General features: G+C 64.1%; 13 protein-coding genes. 3 read left to right on the forward strand and 10 right to left on the reverse strand.

Annotated elements, in window-relative coordinates:
* Window positions 1-7 precede the first annotated feature (7 nt).
* Window positions 8-856 (reverse strand): GNAT family N-acetyltransferase, encoded by an 849-nt coding sequence (locus FNA46_RS06985; protein ID WP_425468681.1) that lies wholly within the window; start codon window positions 854-856, stop codon window positions 8-10.
* 314 nt (window positions 857-1,170) lie between these two features.
* On the opposite strand from FNA46_RS06985, the gene FNA46_RS06990 reads away from it, so the two are divergent.
* Together FNA46_RS06990 and FNA46_RS06995 are read left to right on the forward strand one after the other, a co-directional pair.
* Window positions 1,171-1,839 (forward strand): haloacid dehalogenase type II, encoded by a 669-nt coding sequence (locus FNA46_RS06990; protein WP_143124397.1) that lies wholly within the window; start codon window positions 1,171-1,173, stop codon window positions 1,837-1,839.
* A 16-nt stretch (window positions 1,840-1,855) separates the two neighbouring features.
* Entirely contained in the window at window positions 1,856-3,130 is a 1,275-nt protein-coding gene (locus FNA46_RS06995; protein WP_143124398.1) for an NAD(P)/FAD-dependent oxidoreductase, read from the forward strand.
* A 73-nt stretch (window positions 3,131-3,203) separates the two neighbouring features.
* Here FNA46_RS06995 and FNA46_RS07000 read toward each other — a convergent pair whose 3' ends face one another.
* Genes FNA46_RS07000 through FNA46_RS07020 form a run of 5 tightly spaced genes read right to left on the reverse strand, consistent with a single transcriptional unit; the run spans window position 3,204 to window position 8,515 of the window.
* Window positions 3,204-4,661 (reverse strand): NAD-dependent succinate-semialdehyde dehydrogenase, encoded by a 1,458-nt coding sequence (locus FNA46_RS07000; protein ID WP_281288922.1) that lies wholly within the window; start codon window positions 4,659-4,661, stop codon window positions 3,204-3,206.
* Between the two features lie 13 nt (window positions 4,662-4,674).
* Window positions 4,675-5,721 (reverse strand): tartrate dehydrogenase, encoded by a 1,047-nt coding sequence (locus FNA46_RS07005; protein WP_143124400.1) that lies wholly within the window; start codon window positions 5,719-5,721, stop codon window positions 4,675-4,677.
* 11 nt (window positions 5,722-5,732) lie between these two features.
* A complete protein-coding gene (locus tag FNA46_RS07010) occupies window positions 5,733-7,196 on the reverse strand; it encodes an aldehyde dehydrogenase family protein (RefSeq protein ID WP_143124401.1) in 1,464 nt (487 codons plus the stop codon).
* An 11-nt stretch (window positions 7,197-7,207) separates the two neighbouring features.
* Window positions 7,208-7,561 carry a cupin domain-containing protein gene (locus FNA46_RS07015; RefSeq protein WP_143124402.1) on the reverse strand — a complete coding sequence of 118 codons (354 nt, stop codon included), beginning with the start codon at window positions 7,559-7,561 and terminating at the stop codon, window positions 7,208-7,210.
* 30 nt (window positions 7,562-7,591) lie between these two features.
* Window positions 7,592-8,515 (reverse strand): 2-hydroxyacid dehydrogenase, encoded by a 924-nt coding sequence (locus FNA46_RS07020; RefSeq protein ID WP_143124403.1) that lies wholly within the window; start codon window positions 8,513-8,515, stop codon window positions 7,592-7,594.
* Window positions 8,516-8,729: 214 nt separating this feature from the next.
* Between FNA46_RS07020 and FNA46_RS07025 the strand changes: the two genes are divergently transcribed.
* Window positions 8,730-9,620 (forward strand): GNAT family N-acetyltransferase, encoded by an 891-nt coding sequence (locus tag FNA46_RS07025; RefSeq protein WP_143124404.1) that lies wholly within the window; start codon window positions 8,730-8,732, stop codon window positions 9,618-9,620.
* A 51-nt stretch (window positions 9,621-9,671) separates the two neighbouring features.
* Here FNA46_RS07025 and FNA46_RS07030 read toward each other — a convergent pair whose 3' ends face one another.
* The 4 genes from FNA46_RS07030 to FNA46_RS07045 are packed head-to-tail and all read right to left on the reverse strand — an operon-like array spanning window position 9,672 to window position 14,500.
* The gene (locus FNA46_RS07030) at window positions 9,672-10,967 is read right to left on the reverse strand and encodes an amidohydrolase family protein (RefSeq protein ID WP_143124405.1); all 1,296 of its coding nucleotides are present in this window, start codon (window positions 10,965-10,967) and stop codon (window positions 9,672-9,674) included.
* A 14-nt stretch (window positions 10,968-10,981) separates the two neighbouring features.
* Window positions 10,982-11,926: an ABC transporter permease gene (locus FNA46_RS07035; protein ID WP_143124406.1), complete on the reverse strand. Its 945-nt coding sequence runs from the start codon at window positions 11,924-11,926 to the stop codon at window positions 10,982-10,984.
* Window positions 11,923-12,972 (reverse strand): ABC transporter permease, encoded by a 1,050-nt coding sequence (locus FNA46_RS07040; RefSeq protein ID WP_143124407.1) that lies wholly within the window; start codon window positions 12,970-12,972, stop codon window positions 11,923-11,925. Before FNA46_RS07040 ends, FNA46_RS07035 begins: the two co-directional genes overlap by 4 nt.
* Window positions 12,962-14,500, reverse strand: coding sequence for an ABC transporter ATP-binding protein (locus tag FNA46_RS07045; RefSeq protein WP_143124408.1), 1,539 nt, complete (start codon window positions 14,498-14,500; stop codon window positions 12,962-12,964). The genes FNA46_RS07040 and FNA46_RS07045 overlap by 11 nt, the downstream gene beginning before the upstream one ends.
* Window positions 14,501-14,702 lie beyond the last annotated feature (202 nt).

Below are 14,702 nucleotides of genomic sequence, written 5' to 3' on the forward strand. Positions count from 1 at the left end.
GGATCCTTCAGCCGAGCGCCTGGCTGGCGAGTGCGAAACGATGAATGCGGGGAGCGCAAGAGGCGGCGGCGACCGAGCCCGGACGGTGCATGGCAATGCCGCCGCCAACCGGCATCAGCCCATGGGCGACGAGCCAGGGCGCAAGGTCCGTGTGTCCGTCGAGATCGACGCGCAGGAAGGTGCCAAGCGGGCGGCCGGCCATGATGAAGGCGAGAAGTGAGCGCGCCTGCGCAGCCGTTTCCGCCACGACGGGACCGATCACCTCGCCGCGTCCGAAGTCACGGATGGCCCCATAGCCCCGGACGACACCGGCATCTTTCAGCACAGCGAACCGCCCTTGCGCGAAAAGATAGCTGATGAGGTCCCTGCGATCAGCGGCGATGGCGCCGCGATCCAGGACCTCGATTTGGGAACGATCTGCGCCAACGGCCCATCCGACATCTGCGGATGGGGCCGGCAGGGCGGCGAGCAGCCCCTGGTGCTGGAAGATCTCACCCGTCTCGACAAAGCCGAGCTTGCGGTAGAGCGGAAGGCCGTCCTCGGTGGCAACAAGCCGGCACGTCCGATCACCCGCCAGTTCGAGCGCCTTCATCATCAGCAGCCGGCCAATGCCGCGCCCGCGCAGGGATTCATCGACGATGACCATGTTGATGGTGGCCATGTCCACCCCGTAGGGCGTCATGAAGGTGGTGGCGACCACGCGCTGCCCATCCATCACCACGAGGCCCTCGCTCAGCCTCAGCAGCATCTGCCAGTCTTCGAGACGGTGCGGCCACCCGGCCTGCCTGGACAGCGTCAAGGCGCCCTCCAGATGCTCCGGCTGCATGGCCTGAAGATCGATCACCGCATTGTCCACATCAGTCTCCCTTGTCATTGCAGCAAGGGTAGAGCGGGCGTGAAAGAAGAACCTCCCAAGCTGGGGGCCAGCACGGCATCTTCAGCCGTCGGCAGAAGTCTTCGCCGCATCTTATGCCGCCACCCGGCAACACCGCTGCTGCAGCGGCAGGAAATTCTGCCGATGCCGACCATTTGCGGTAACAGCGCACGCAACTCTCTGCTTTGCCGCAGCCGGGATACGGAACAATCTGCTTCTTGTCCTGCCGAATGCGGTGCGTCCGCACGGTGGAGGTTGCCTATGATGGTTGCCAGCAGAACCTCAAGGGGAAACCAATGCCCACATTCCGTCCGAAATACGTCACCTTCGACTGCCACGGCACGCTCATTCACTACCAGATGGCGGAAGCAGCCATGGACCTTTACGGCGAGCGCCTTGGCAAGGAGGCGATGGATGCGTTCATCCGGAATTTCTCCGCCTATCGTCTGGATGAAATCATGGGGGACTGGAAGCCCTACGCGGACGTGGTTCACAATGCGCTGGAGCGCACCTGCAAGCGCAACAATGTGCCTTTCAAGCCGGAAGACGCCGAGATGGTCTATCAGCGCGTACCGACCTGGGGGCCGCATGCGGATGTGCCGGCAGGCCTTGCCAAGGTGGCAAGCGAGATACCGCTTGTCATTCTCTCCAATGCGATGAACGCGCAGATCATGTCGAATGTCGCCCAGCTCGGGGCGCCCTTCCATGCCGTCTACACGGCAGAACAGGCGCAGGCCTACAAACCGCGCTTCAAGGCCTTCGAATACATGTTCGACATGCTGGGCTGCGGGCCTGAGGACATCGTCCACTGCTCGTCCTCCTTCCGCTATGACCTGATGTCGGCACATGACCTCGGCATCCGGAACAAGGTCTGGGTCAACCGGGGCCACGAGCCGGCCAATCCCTATTACGGATATGTGGAGATCCCCAACATCTCCGCCCTGCCCGGCGTGTTCGGCCTCTGAGGGAAAGCCTGATCCGATGAAGTTCGTCTCCTACTGGCATGACACCGCGCCGGCCTTTGCCGGCGCCAGCACGGCGCCCGTCGAGGGTCATTTCGACGTGGCCGTCATCGGCGGCGGCTTCACGGGGCTCGGAGCTGCTCTGCAGCTCGCCAGGGGCGGTGCGCGGGTCGCCGTACTGGAGGCGGAACATATCGGCTTCGGCGCCTCCGGCCGCAATGGCGGCCACCTCAACAATGGTCTTGCCCATTCCTATCTCGCTGCCAAAGCCGAACTGGGCAAGGAACGGGCGATCGCGCTCTACAGGGCTCTGGATGACTGCATCGACACCCTGGAAAGCGTGATTGCCGAGGAAGGGATCGACTGCAGCTTTCGCCGCGCCGGCAAGCTGAAGCTTGCCTCCAAACCGCAGCACTTTGCCGCCATTGCCCGCAATTTCGAAGCGATCCACGCAGAGGTCGATGCCGAGACGGCCCTTCTTTCCTCCGAGGATCTGAAGGCTGAAGTCGGTTCGTCCTTCCATGGCGCCATGCTCTCGAAGAAGAGCGCCATGATGCACATGGGCCGCTACGTGACGGGCCTTGCCGCTGCCGCCGCCCGTCATGGCGCGACGATCTTCGAAAAGACCCGCGTCGTCTCGCAAACGCAATCCGGGGGCGTACACCGGATCGAAACAAGTCGCGGACGCCTGACGGCCTCCAATGTCATTGTCGCGACAGGCGCCTATACGACACGGAACTTTTCCTATTTCCGTCGCCGCATCATTGCCGTCGGCAGCTTCATCATCGCCACCCGCCCGCTGACGGACAAGGAAGTGGCAGCCACCATGCCGGGCAACCGCACCTGCGTGAACTCGATGAACATCGGCAATTACTGGCGGCTGGCGCCGGACAATCGCCTGATCTTCGGTGGACGTGCCCGCTTTTCCGCCACCTCCGACCAGCGATCGGATGCCCGCAGCGGCGAGATCCTGCGCACGAGCCTTGCCGCGATATTCCCGCAGCTGGCAAAGGTGGAGATCGAGTATTGCTGGGGCGGAATGGTCGACATGACGAAGGACCGTTATCCCCGCGCCGGCTATCACGATGGCTTGTGGTACGCCATGGGCTATTCCGGCCACGGTGCCCAGTTATCCACCCATCTCGGCATGGTGCTGGCCGATGCCATTCTGGGTCGCCCCGACCGCAATCCCCTGCAGGGCCTCGACTGGCCGGCGGTTCCCGGACATTTCGGCAAGCCCTGGTTCCTGCCACTGGTCGGGCTCTATTACAAGGCGCTGGACAGGATCCAGTGACGCGCATCGTTCCCCGTTCCTCCCCGCCTGGGGCGGTCCCGACGGCCTCGGGATCGCCCCTTCTTTTCTCAGATCAGGACAGTCCGCCAATATGGAAGGTCTTGAGCTCAAGATATTCCTCGATACCGAACTGCGAGCCTTCACGGCCGAGCCCCGACTGCTTGACACCGCCGAAGGGCGCCACTTCCATGGAAATGGCTCCGGTATTGAGACCGATCATGCCCGCTTCCAGCGCCTCGGCGACGCGCCAGGAGCGCCTGAGGTTCTCGGTGTAGAAATAGGCGGCAAGACCGAAGGGCGTGCCGTTGGCGATCGCGATCGCCTCCTCTTCTGTCTCGAAGCGGAAGAGCGGGGCGACCGGGCCGAAGGTTTCCTCGCTGGCCAGCAGCATCTCCACCGTCGCCTCGCCCAGCACGACCGGCGCCGCATACTGCCCGCCGTCCGGCATGGGCGGCCGCGCGGACACGATCCTGGCGCCCTTGGACACAGCATCCCGGATATGACGCTCGATCTTCTCGATGGCAGCCTTGTTGATCATCGGCCCGATCTGCACATCGGCATCGGTGCCGGGGCCGACCTTCATCGCCGCCACCCTGGCAGAGAGCTTTGCGGCAAAGGCATCATAGATCCCCGCCTGAACCAGGATGCGGTTGGAGCAGACGCAGGTCTGGCCGCCATTGCGGAATTTCGAGGCAATGGCGCCTTCGACAGCCAGATCCAGATCCGCATCGTCGAACACGATGAAGGGCGCATTGCCGCCAAGCTCCAGCGACAGCCGCTTGATGGTATCGGCCGAACCGCGCATCAGCAGCGCCCCGACCCGCGTGGAGCCCGTGAAGGAAATCTTGCGCACCTGCTCGGATGCCATCAGCGCATTGCCGATTGCGGTCGGCATGCCTGTGACGATGTTGATCACCCCAGCCGGAATGCCGGCGCGTTGCGCCAGCAAACCAAGTGCCAGGGCGGAAAACGGCGTGAATTCCGAGGGCTTGATGACCACCGTACAGCCGGCGGCCAGCGCCGGAGCCACCTTGCGGGTGATCATCGCATTGGGGAAATTCCAAGGCGTGATGATGCCGCAGACGCCCACCGGCTCCTTCAGCACCAGAATACGACGATCCGCGGTCGGTGCCGGAATGGTCGTGCCTCCGACGCGACGCGCCTCCTCGGCGAACCATTTGACGAAAGAAGCGCCATAGCGGATTTCGCCGCGCGACTCCGCCAGCGGCTTGCCCTGCTCCAGCGTCAGGATCAGTGCCAGATCCTCAAGGTTGTCCAGCATCAGGTCATGCCAGGCTTCCAGCAACAGGGCGCGTTCGGCATGGGTTTTTCTCTTCCAGGTGCGAAAGGCCCGCTCTGCCGCATCGATCGCAGCCTGCGTCTCGGCTGCGCCGAGATCGGGCACCCTGCCCAGCACCTCCTGCGAGGCAGGAGCGATGACGTCGACCCTGCGGCCATCCGCCGCCTCCACCCATGCTCCGTCAACCAGCGCCTGCTGGCGAAACAGCGACCTGTCCTTCAATCTGTCGATCATCATCATCTCCTCAGGCGCCGAGCGCGACAAGCACGGCCGCCGTAATGTCATCAGTCCTGTGTTTTCCGGGTATCGTGCCGATGCCGCGTGCAGTGGTTCGCTCCAGCGCGACCATGATTGCCTTTGCCCCCTCGCTCTCGCCGAGATGCTCCAGCATCATCGCCGCAGACCAGATGGCGGCCATCGGATTGGCTATGCCGAGATGGGCGATATCCGGCGCCGAGCCGTGGACAGGCTCGAACATCGACGGCGCGGAGCGGTCCGGATTGATATTGGCGGAGGCGGCAAAGCCAAGACCACCCTGGATCGCCGCGCCGAGATCGGTCAGGATGTCGCCGAACAGGTTCGAGGCAACCACGACATCGAGGCTCTCCGGCGCCATCACCATGCGCGCGGCCATGGCATCGATGTGATAGCTCGTTACCGTCACGTCGGGATATTCAGCCGCAAGCTTGGCGGTGATTTCGTCCCAGAACACCATGGAATATTTCTGCGCATTGGACTTGGTGACGGAGGCGAGCCTGCCGCAACGCGCACGGGCCTGCTCGAAGCCGAAGCGCAGGATGCGCTCGACACCGGCCCGGGTGAAGATGGAGGTTTCGACCGCCACCTCATCGGCCGTGCCCTGATGCACGCGGCCACCGGCGCCCGCATATTCGCCCTCGGTGTTTTCGCGGATGCAGAGAATGTCGAAACGCTCCGCCTTCAACGGCCCCTCGACGCCCGGCAGCAGGCGGTGCGGCCGGATATTGGCATATTGCACGAAGGCCTTGCGGATCGGCAGAAGCAGGCCATGCAGCGACACCGAATCCGGCACCTCCGCCGGCCAGCCGACGGCACCCAGAAGGATGGCATCGAAGCCGCGTAACGTCTCGATGCCATCGGGCGGCATCATGGCGCCGGTCTTCCGGTAGAAATCACAGGACCAGGGAAAGCGGGTTGCAGACAGTGCGAAGCGATGCGTTTTCGCCACCTGCTCCAGCACCTGCCAGGCGGCGTCGGTGACGGGCACGCCAATGCCGTCACCGGGAATCAATGCGATCGTGTAGCTCTTCATGGCCGTGTTCCCTAGAGATTGATCAGCACGCTCTTCGTCTTGCGATTGGCGAGATAGGCCTCGCGACCCAGATCCTTGCCGATACCGGAGCGTTTGTAACCACCGGTCGGCAGGATGTGGTCGCGCGAGCGGCTGTAGCGGTTCACCCAGACCGTTCCTGCCTGCAGCCGGCGGCTGAGCCGCACGGCCCGCGACAGATCACGGGTAAAGAGGCCTGCCGCCAGCCCATAGACCGGATGATCGGCAAGCAGCATTGCCTCTTCCTCGTCGCGGAAAGTCTGCACCGTCAGCACGGGACCGAAGATTTCCTCCCGGACGGCCATCGAATCCTGCGTTACACCGGCAAGCAGCGTCGGCGCATAGAAATAGCCGGGATGATCGATCGCCGCACCGCCCGTCAGGCACTCCGCACCGGCCTCGATGGCCTGTTGCACCACGCCATCAATGCGCCGGCGCTGGCGCTCCGAGATGATCGGCGAATAGCTGCTGTGCTCGTCCCAGGTGGGGCCTGCAGCAACCGCGCGCATGCGCCTCAGAATGACATCAAGAACCGGTGCGGCGACGCGCTCTTCCACGACGAGGCGCGAACCGGCCACACAGGCCTGGCCGGCATTGGCGAGGATGCTCGTGGCAATGGCATGGGCGGCGAGATCCAGATCCGCATCGGCAAACACCACCTGCGGGCTCTTGCCCCCGAGTTCGAGCGTCACCGGCTTTACGCCACTGCGGGCGATGTTTTCCATGATCGACGCCCCCGCGCCGCTCGAGCCCGTGAAACTCACCTTGGCGATATCCGGGTGGGCGGTGATGGCAGCGCCGGTCGTCGGTCCGTCACCCAGCACGATGTTGATAAGGCCGGCCGGCACACCGGCCCGCACGGCAAGCTCTGCCATGAAGAGCGTGGAATAGGGGGTCATCTCCGAGGGCTTCAGCACCACGGCATTGCCGGCCGCCAGCGCCGGCCCAAGCTTCCAGCCGGCCATGGACAGCGGCACGTTCCAAGGCGTGATGGCGCCGACCACCCCATAGGGCTCACTCACGATCATGCCAAGACTGTCCGCTCCGGTCGGCACCAGATCGCTGCCTTCCTTGTCGGCGAACTCCGCAAAGAAGCGGATCTGCTCCGCCGTGACGGCGATATCTCCGGCAATCAGCTGGCCCACCGGACGCGTGGAGCAGATGGCTTCCAGTTGCGCGAGCCGCACCGCCTCCTCTTCCATCAGGTCCGCCCAACGCTGCAGCACCCGGGTGCGCTGGCGGGGCGCGCAGGTGGCCCAGCCGCTTTCGGCAAGCGCTTTGCCAGCGCTTGCGACGGCCTGATCGACCAGATCCGCCGAGGCGACCGGACAGGATGCAAACTCAACCCCATCTGACGGGCGGTTCATGGGAAGCACGCCGGCTGTCGGAACATGGCGGCCGGCGATGAAGTGTCCCTGCGGCAGATCGAGGCGGTCGGGATCGAAGCTGAGCGACATCGACGGATCGCTCAGGACACGGTGACGTAGATCTTGCGAACGGTCTCGATCGTCTTCCAGACGCCGACATAACCCGGCTTCATCACGAAGCTGTCGCCGGCGCGGTAGATCACCGGCGCCTTGCCCTGCTCAGTCAGTTCGATCACCCCTTCCAGGATATGGCAGAATTCAAAGGTCTCACCCTTGATCGAATGGGTTTCGCCGGGCGTGGCCTCCCAGACACCTGTATTGACGGTGCCATTTCTCGCGCTGTCCTGCGCCCAGGTCTTGAAGGCCGGGCTGCCGGAGATCAGCCGCTCCGGCGCCGGCAGCGCATGCTTTGGCTCGAAGGCAGGGGCGGGATCGATGGTTTTCAGCAATGACATGGTCTTGTCCTTGAATACGAAGGCGGTGGATCAGTAACCGCGCCGCCGGTCGACGAGACCGACAGGCGCAAGGCCGGCACGATGGCGCCGGATATTGTCGATGACGGCACGGGCTGCCGTTTCCGGCTGCGTGACGCTGGCAACGTGGGGTGTGAGGATGATTTTCGGATGCGGCCAGAAGGGATGATCTGCGGGCAACGGCTCGGGATCCGTGACATCAATGACGGCACCGGACAGATGGCCATCATCGAGAGCCGCGAGCAGATCATCGTCGTTCAGCTGCGGCCCGCGCCCGACATGCACCAGTGATGCGCCGGCCGGAAGCCGCTTGAACAGATCGCGGTTGAGGACACCGCGCGTTTCCTCCGTCAGCGGCAGCAGACAGACCAGAATGTCGGTGGAGGCCAGCAAGGCCGCAAGTCCGGCTTCACCATGATGGCAGTGCACGCCGTCGATCTGCCGTGCCGTACGGCTCCAGCCGGCCAGCGTAAAGGCGAAGGGCTTCAGGCGCTCCAGCACCGCCTCTCCCAGCTGTCCAAGGCCGAGCACACCGACCCGCCGCTCCATGGCCTGCGGCTGTGCCAGTGGCTGCCAGCTTCCTTTCTTCTGGCTGGCAAGATAGGCGGGCATCTGGCGATGCAGCGCAAGCACCGCCAGGACCACATATTCCTGCATCATGCGCACGATGCCATCTTCGACCATACGCACCACCTGGACGTGATCCGGCACCGCATCGAGGTGAAACTGATCGACCCCGGCCCCGATGGAAAACAGGATTTCGAGATTGCGGTAGCGCCCGATATCCTCCGGCACGGTCCAGGTGATCAGATAGCGCACATCCAAGGGATCAACAGAGGATGTCTCCATCGCGAAGGGAAGATCCGGCAGGGCGGCCACAAAGGCATCGCGAAAAATCGCGCCGCGCCTGGCATCGGAATGGAAGAGAAAGGTCATCTGTATTCCCGGACATGACGGCGAGCATGGCGTGGCTTTGCCCACGCCTTCACTGTCACGCATCATAGGCCACCCAGCACCCTGCGCCTGCCAAAGCCCCCGCGCCCGGCAGCCGATTGTTTCGAAAGAGGCCGTTCAAGCAGCGGATTGTTTGGCAGAAAACACGCTATGACTGTGCTGCGGCGAGCATGATGCAGATGGGAGAACGACAGCGATGGACAACACAGCCTCGATCCGGCTGGAATCGTTCGAACTGGAGATTGCCGATATCATGGAGGCGGACCTTGCCTCCCTGCATGCGCTTTCGCTTGCCGTGGGCTGGCCGCACCGCCCGCAGGACTGGACGACGGTGCTTTCGCTCGGCCGCGGTATCGTGGCACGCGACAGCATAGGCCGGGTGCTGGGATCCGCCATGCGCTTCGACCATGACCCTCACTTCGCAACCGTCGGCATGGTCATCACCTCACCACGGCTGCAGGCACAGGGGGCCGGCCGCACGATGATGGAGCATATTCTGGAAGGCATTGGCGATCGTCGTCTCGGGCTCAATGCCACCCGCCAGGCCCGCCAACTCTACACATCGCTCGGCTTCCAGCGGGAGGCAACGGTCTATCAGTGTCAGGGAGAGGCGGTTGTTCCGCCCGGCCCCGATCGTTCCGTCGAGGGCAGTCTCGTGCACCTGCCCTCGGCACCGTGGGACGAGATTGTCGCGCTGGATGCCCGCGGCTATGGCGCCCTACGCCACCGCACGCTCGATGCCCTTCGCCCCCTCTCCGCTGGCACCGCGCTGGTCCGCGACGGACGCGTCGTCGCCTATGCGCTCTGCCGGCCGTTCGGACGCGGGCACGTGGTCGGTCCGGTGGTCGCCGCAACGGATTGCGATGCAATTGCCGTCATGCGGCCGCATGTGGAAAGCCATGCAGGCACATTTCTGCGCATCGACACGCGGCAGAAAGGCGGCGCCTTCGCACAATTCGTGCTCTCCTGCGGCATGACGATCTTCGACACGGTGACCAGCATGTCGCTCAACGGACGCTGGACCAGCCTCCATCCAGAGGCCGGAGAACCGATGGTCTACGGCCTTGCCACCCAGGCGCTGTCCTGAGTGGCGGACTGCTGTCATTCCGACACGGAGAAACGATGCTCCGACGGTCCGTCAGCCCGTCGACCTCGGCACGTAGTCCCGGCCCGGATCGATGCTTTGGGGCCGGCCTTCGAGGAAGAGTTCACCGATGCGCGGCGCGGAGCGGGAAATCACCTTGCCGCCCTTCACGACGTAAAGCCGCGTCGGCTTCAGGCGTAGCGCCTCGATCACGTCAGCGGCCTGCAGGATGACCAGATCCGCCTTGCAGCCCACCTCGAGCCCGTAGCCTTCGAGGCCCATGGTCTTTGCCGAATTGACGGTCAGCGCATCGAAAATCTTCTGCTTGTCCTCGATGCCGCCCATCTGGGCCACGTGGATCGCCATGTGGCCGACCTCCAGCATGTCGGCGGAGCCCATGGAGTACCAGGGATCCATGGTGCAGTCCTGCCCGAAGGAGACGTTGAGCCCCGCCGCCATCAGTTCGCGCACCCGCGTCAGGCCGCGGCGCTTCGGATAGGTATCGTGCCGTCCCTGCAGCATGATGTTGATCAGCGGATTGGGGATGACATTGATCTCGGCTTCCGCCATCAGCGGAATGAGCTTGGAGACATAATAATTGTCCATGGAGTGCATGGAGGTGAGGTGCGAGCCCGCCACCCTGCCCTGCAGACCGTAGCGCACCGTCTCGGCTGCCAGCGTTTCGATATGGCGGGACATGGGGTCGTCGGTCTCGTCGCAATGAATATCGACCGGCAGGCCGCGCTCGGCAGCGATGCGGCAGAGCGCTTCCAGCGAGCGGCGGCCATCCTCCATGGTGCGTTCGAAATGCGGAATGCCGCCGACGATATCGAGGCCCATGTCGAGCGCGCGCTCGAGCGATTTCTCGCCTTCGGCCGCGCGGTAGTATCCGTCCTGCGGAAAGGCCACGAGTTGCAGCGTGATATAGGGTGCCACCCGCTCGCGCACCTCGATCAGCGCTTCTGCCGTGACCAGTCGCGGATCGGAGGTGTCGACATGGCTGCGGATGAACAAGAGGCCCTGGGATACGGCAAGATCGCAGTAGCGCAATGCCCTCTCCACCAGTGCTTCCTTGGTCAGAAGCGGCCGCAATTCGCCCCAGAGCGCAATGCCTTCCAGAAGCGTTCCGGACACGTTCATGCGCGGCATGCCGAGCGAGAGCGTGGCATCCATGTGGAAATGCGGATCGCAGAAAGGCGGGCTGACCAGCCGCCCCGTGGCATCGAGTTCCTCGCGCGCTGTGGCATCGATGTGCTTCTCGATCGCCTTGATCGTGCCGCCCGTCAGGCCGATGTCGAAACCCTCCCGGCCATCCGGCAGGTTGGCGTTGCGAATGATGAGATCGAACATGGATTGTCCTCCGGTCAGCGCTCCCCGCGCCGATAGGGTTGCATGAGAGCCTGCGGAACGCGCGCGCGCCGCGCCATGACAGCGAGAGCGGCAATCGACAGGATATAGGGGATCATCAGAAACAGTTGATAGGGCACCGCACCGCCCAGCACCGTTTGCAGGCGAAGCTGGAAGCCATCGAAGAAGGCAAACAGAAGCGCACCCAAGAGCGCCCGCTCCGGCCGCCACGAGGCAAACACGACGAGCGCGATGCAGATCCAGCCACGCCCCTGCACCATGGTGGGAAAGAAGCTGTTGAAGGCCGACAGCGTCAGGAAGGCGCCGGCCATGGCCATCAACGCGCTGCCGGCCATCACTGCGCCATAGCGCACCACCATGGGGTTGATGCCCTGCGCTTCCGCCGCATGCGGGTTCTCGCCGGTCATGCGGATGGCAAGCCCGAGCGGCGTGCGGAAGACGAGGTAGGCCAGCACCAGCGCCAGAAGGATGGCCACATAAGTCGGGGGCGTCTGGGCGAAAAAGGCCGGACCGACAAAGGGCAGATCGCTGAGGCCCGGAATGGCAATCGGCTGGAACGGCTTGATGGTGGGCGGGGTGCCGGCCACCGGCACGGCCAGACGAAACACATAATAGCTGAAGCTTGATGCAAACAGCGTGACACCGAGACCGGACACATGCTGCGACAGGCCGAGCGTTACGGTGAGGACTGCATGCAGCAGGCCGAAAAGCGCACCCGCCAAAGCGGCAACCAGAAAGCCGGTCCAGAGATCCGCGCCATGATAGACGGAGAGCCAGCCGATCATGGCACCGAAGGTCATGATGCCCTCGATGCCGAGGTTCAAGACGCCGGACCTTTCGCTCAAAAGTGCACCCAGCGTGCCGAGAATGAGCGGTGTGGCGATACGCAGCACGGCAGCCCATAGACCGGCAGAGGCGATGATGTCAAGAACGGCGCTCATCGGCGGATCCTGTACTGGGTGAAGAAGACCGCGACCAGCATGGTCAGCAGCGACAGCGCCACGATGACATCGGCAATATAGCTCGGGATTCCCATGGCGCGGCTCATGCCATCGGCGCCCACGAACATGGTGGCGGTGAAGAGGCCCGTGAGCACCACGCCAAGCGGGTTGAGATTGGCAAGCATGGCCACCACAATGCCGGAATAGCCATAGCCCGGTGAAAGATCGGTGGTGACATAGCCTTTCACGCCCATGACTTCCACGGCACCGGCAAGCCCCGCAAGCCCCCCGGAGATGCAGGCAACAATGACCAGCGTGCGGCCCAGCGGCACGCCGGCAAATACTGCGCCCGTCGGGTTGAGACCCGCTGCCCTTGCCCGCATGCCAAACACCGTGCGCGACTGCACGAAGGCCAGCACCAGCGCCAGCACAATGGCGATGACCAGCCCGAGGTTAAGACGCGAGCGCGCCAGCAGCTTCGGCAGCATCGCCGCATCGGCAACCGATTGCGACTGCGGCCAGCCGAAGGCGGTCGGATCCTTCAACACGGTGTCGATGAGCATGGACACGAAGAGGACCGCGACGAAATTCAAAAGCAGCGTCGTCACCACCTCATCCACGGAGAAGCGCAGGCGCAGCCACAGAGGCACCAGCAGCAGCACCATGCCCGCCAGCGCCCCGAGAATGAGAAGAGCCGGAATCTGCAAGGCGGATGGCCAGGAGCCAATGAGGTGGGAACTTGCCCAGGCGACCATGATGGCGCCGAGATAAAGCTGCCCCTCGCCGCCGATGTTCCACAGACGCGCGCGGAAGGCGACCGCGGCGGCAAGGCCGGTCAGGATCAGCGGCGTGGCCCGTGTCAGGGTTTCCGTGGTGGAAAGGCGCGAGCCATAGGCGCCTTTCAGGATGCGCCAGTAGGCTTCGAGCGCCGGCGCGCCGGCAATGGCAATCAGGATGCCGGCAATCGCGAGCGCTGCCGCAACCGCGATCAGCGGCGTGGCGACGACCAGGGCCACCGGTCTGTGTTCGCGCCGTTCAAACCGCATGGGTCCCCTCTTCCTGCCGTGCTTCGCTGCCCGGCCATTCGCCTGATATCATCAGGCCAAGGCGGCGGGCCGACGCCTCTTCCGCCGCAATGGGCGGCGAAAGCCGGCCGCCGACAATCGCCTGAATGCGATCGGCAAGCGCCATCACCTCGTCCAGATCCTCGGAAATCAGAAGCACGGCCGTTCCCTGCCGGCGCGCTTCGAGAATGCGCTCATGCACGGCCGCCACCGCGCCTTCGTCCAGCCCGCGTGCCGGCTGTGCGGCAAGCAGGATTCGCGGCCGCTCGATCAGATTGCGGCCGAGGATGAGCTTCTGCATGTTGCCGCCGGAGAGCAGGCGCGTGCGGCTGCCGGGGGTTCCGCCGCGCACATCGAAGGCATCGATGATCTTCTGCGCAAAGGCCATGCCCCGTCTGCGATCAACCAGACCGTGACGGGAGAAGGCGCCAAGGCGCTCCAGAACCGCGTTTTCCCAGATCGCCATCTCGCCGATGGCGCCCTCCCTGTTGCGATCCTCCGGAACGCGCCCGATGCCGGCGGAGACCACATCGGCGACCGACAGGCTTTCGACCGGCTTGCCATAGAGCAGCAGGTCTCCGCTCGATCTGACAGCGGTGCCGGAGAGAAGCTGCGCGAGCACGGCCTGGCCATTGCCGGAAACGCCGATGATGCCGAGAATTTCGCCGGCCCGCAGGCGAAAATCCACCGCCTTCAGGCGATCGACGCCGCCGCTGCGCACCGTCACGGCCGCCGCTTCCAGCACAATGTCTCCGGGTGTCGAGGCATCGCGCACCGGGCGCTCGACCGTGCGCCCGACCATCAGTTCAGCGAGTTCGGCCTTGCTGGTTTCGGCAGCCTTGCGCTCGGCCACGTGGCGACCGCCGCGCAGCACGACCACGCGATCTGCGGTGGACATGACCTCATCCAGCTTGTGCGAAATGAAGATCAGCGAAAGCCCCTGGCGCGCCATGTCCTTCAGCGTGGCAAACAGATGTTCGGCCTCGATCTGTGTCAGGACGGCGGTCGGCTCATCAAGGACGAGGATACGCGCCTCGTTGTAGAGCGCCTTGAGAATTTCCACGCGCTGCTGCTCGCCGACCGAGAGGTCGCCAAGCCGCGCATCGGGATCGACCTTCAGACCGAAACGCTGCGAGATGGAGAGAAGCCTTGCGCGGGCCTCCGCGCGCTTGAGGCTGAGCGACCAGAGGCTTTCGGTGCCGGTCGTGACGTTTTCCAGAACCGTGAGATTGGGCGCGAGCGCAAAATGCTGATGCACCATGCCGATGCCGGCGCGGATGGCCGCACGCGGCTTGCCCGGCGGCAAGGCTTCGCCATCCACCAGCACGCGACCGGTATCGGGCACATAATGACCGAAGAGAATGCTCATCAGCGTCGTCTTGCCGGCGCCGTTTTCACCGAGCAGTGCCACGATCTCGCCCTTTGCCAGCGACAGCGAGATATTGTCGTTGGCAAGCGTCGTACCGAAGCGCTTGCTGACGCCCTCGATCTGAAGAACCGGTATGCTCATGCGGGCCATCCTGCAATCGGGAAACGATGCTGCCAGCGGCCATCCTGCTCCAGTTCGGCAGCCAGCCGCAACAGCAGAGCTTCTGCCCCCATAGGTGCCATCAGTTGTACCGGTAGCGGCAAACCCGCTGCATCCGCACCAAAGGGCAGCGCTTGCCAATGCCTCCGGCTTTCCGGCGCTCACGCTGCCCTTTGGTGCGGAT

Source organism: Affinirhizobium straminoryzae (assembly GCF_007004135.1).
GTDB classification, from domain to species: Bacteria; Pseudomonadota; Alphaproteobacteria; order Rhizobiales; family Rhizobiaceae; genus Neorhizobium; species Neorhizobium straminoryzae.

Bases quoted from the DNA above. Each gene is read 5' to 3' on its own strand.
- FNA46_RS06990 (WP_143124397.1), top strand. From the start codon at position 1,171: ATGCCCACATTCCGTCCGAAATACGTCACCTTCGACTGCCACGGCACG.
- FNA46_RS06995 (WP_143124398.1), top strand. From the start codon at position 1,856: ATGAAGTTCGTCTCCTACTGGCATGACACCGCGCCGGCCTTTGCCGGC.
- FNA46_RS07005 (WP_143124400.1), bottom strand. From the start codon at position 5,721: ATGAAGAGCTACACGATCGCATTGATTCCCGGTGACGGCATTGGCGTG.
- FNA46_RS07010 (WP_143124401.1), bottom strand. From the start codon at position 7,196: ATGTCGCTCAGCTTCGATCCCGACCGCCTCGATCTGCCGCAGGGACAC.
- FNA46_RS07015 (WP_143124402.1), bottom strand. From the start codon at position 7,561: ATGTCATTGCTGAAAACCATCGATCCCGCCCCTGCCTTCGAGCCAAAG.
- FNA46_RS07020 (WP_143124403.1), bottom strand. From the start codon at position 8,515: ATGACCTTTCTCTTCCATTCCGATGCCAGGCGCGGCGCGATTTTTCGC.
- FNA46_RS07025 (WP_143124404.1), top strand. From the start codon at position 8,730: ATGGACAACACAGCCTCGATCCGGCTGGAATCGTTCGAACTGGAGATT.
- FNA46_RS07030 (WP_143124405.1), bottom strand. From the start codon at position 10,967: ATGTTCGATCTCATCATTCGCAACGCCAACCTGCCGGATGGCCGGGAG.
- FNA46_RS07035 (WP_143124406.1), bottom strand. From the start codon at position 11,926: ATGAGCGCCGTTCTTGACATCATCGCCTCTGCCGGTCTATGGGCTGCC.
- FNA46_RS07040 (WP_143124407.1), bottom strand. From the start codon at position 12,972: ATGCGGTTTGAACGGCGCGAACACAGACCGGTGGCCCTGGTCGTCGCC.
- FNA46_RS07045 (WP_143124408.1), bottom strand. From the start codon at position 14,500: ATGAGCATACCGGTTCTTCAGATCGAGGGCGTCAGCAAGCGCTTCGGT.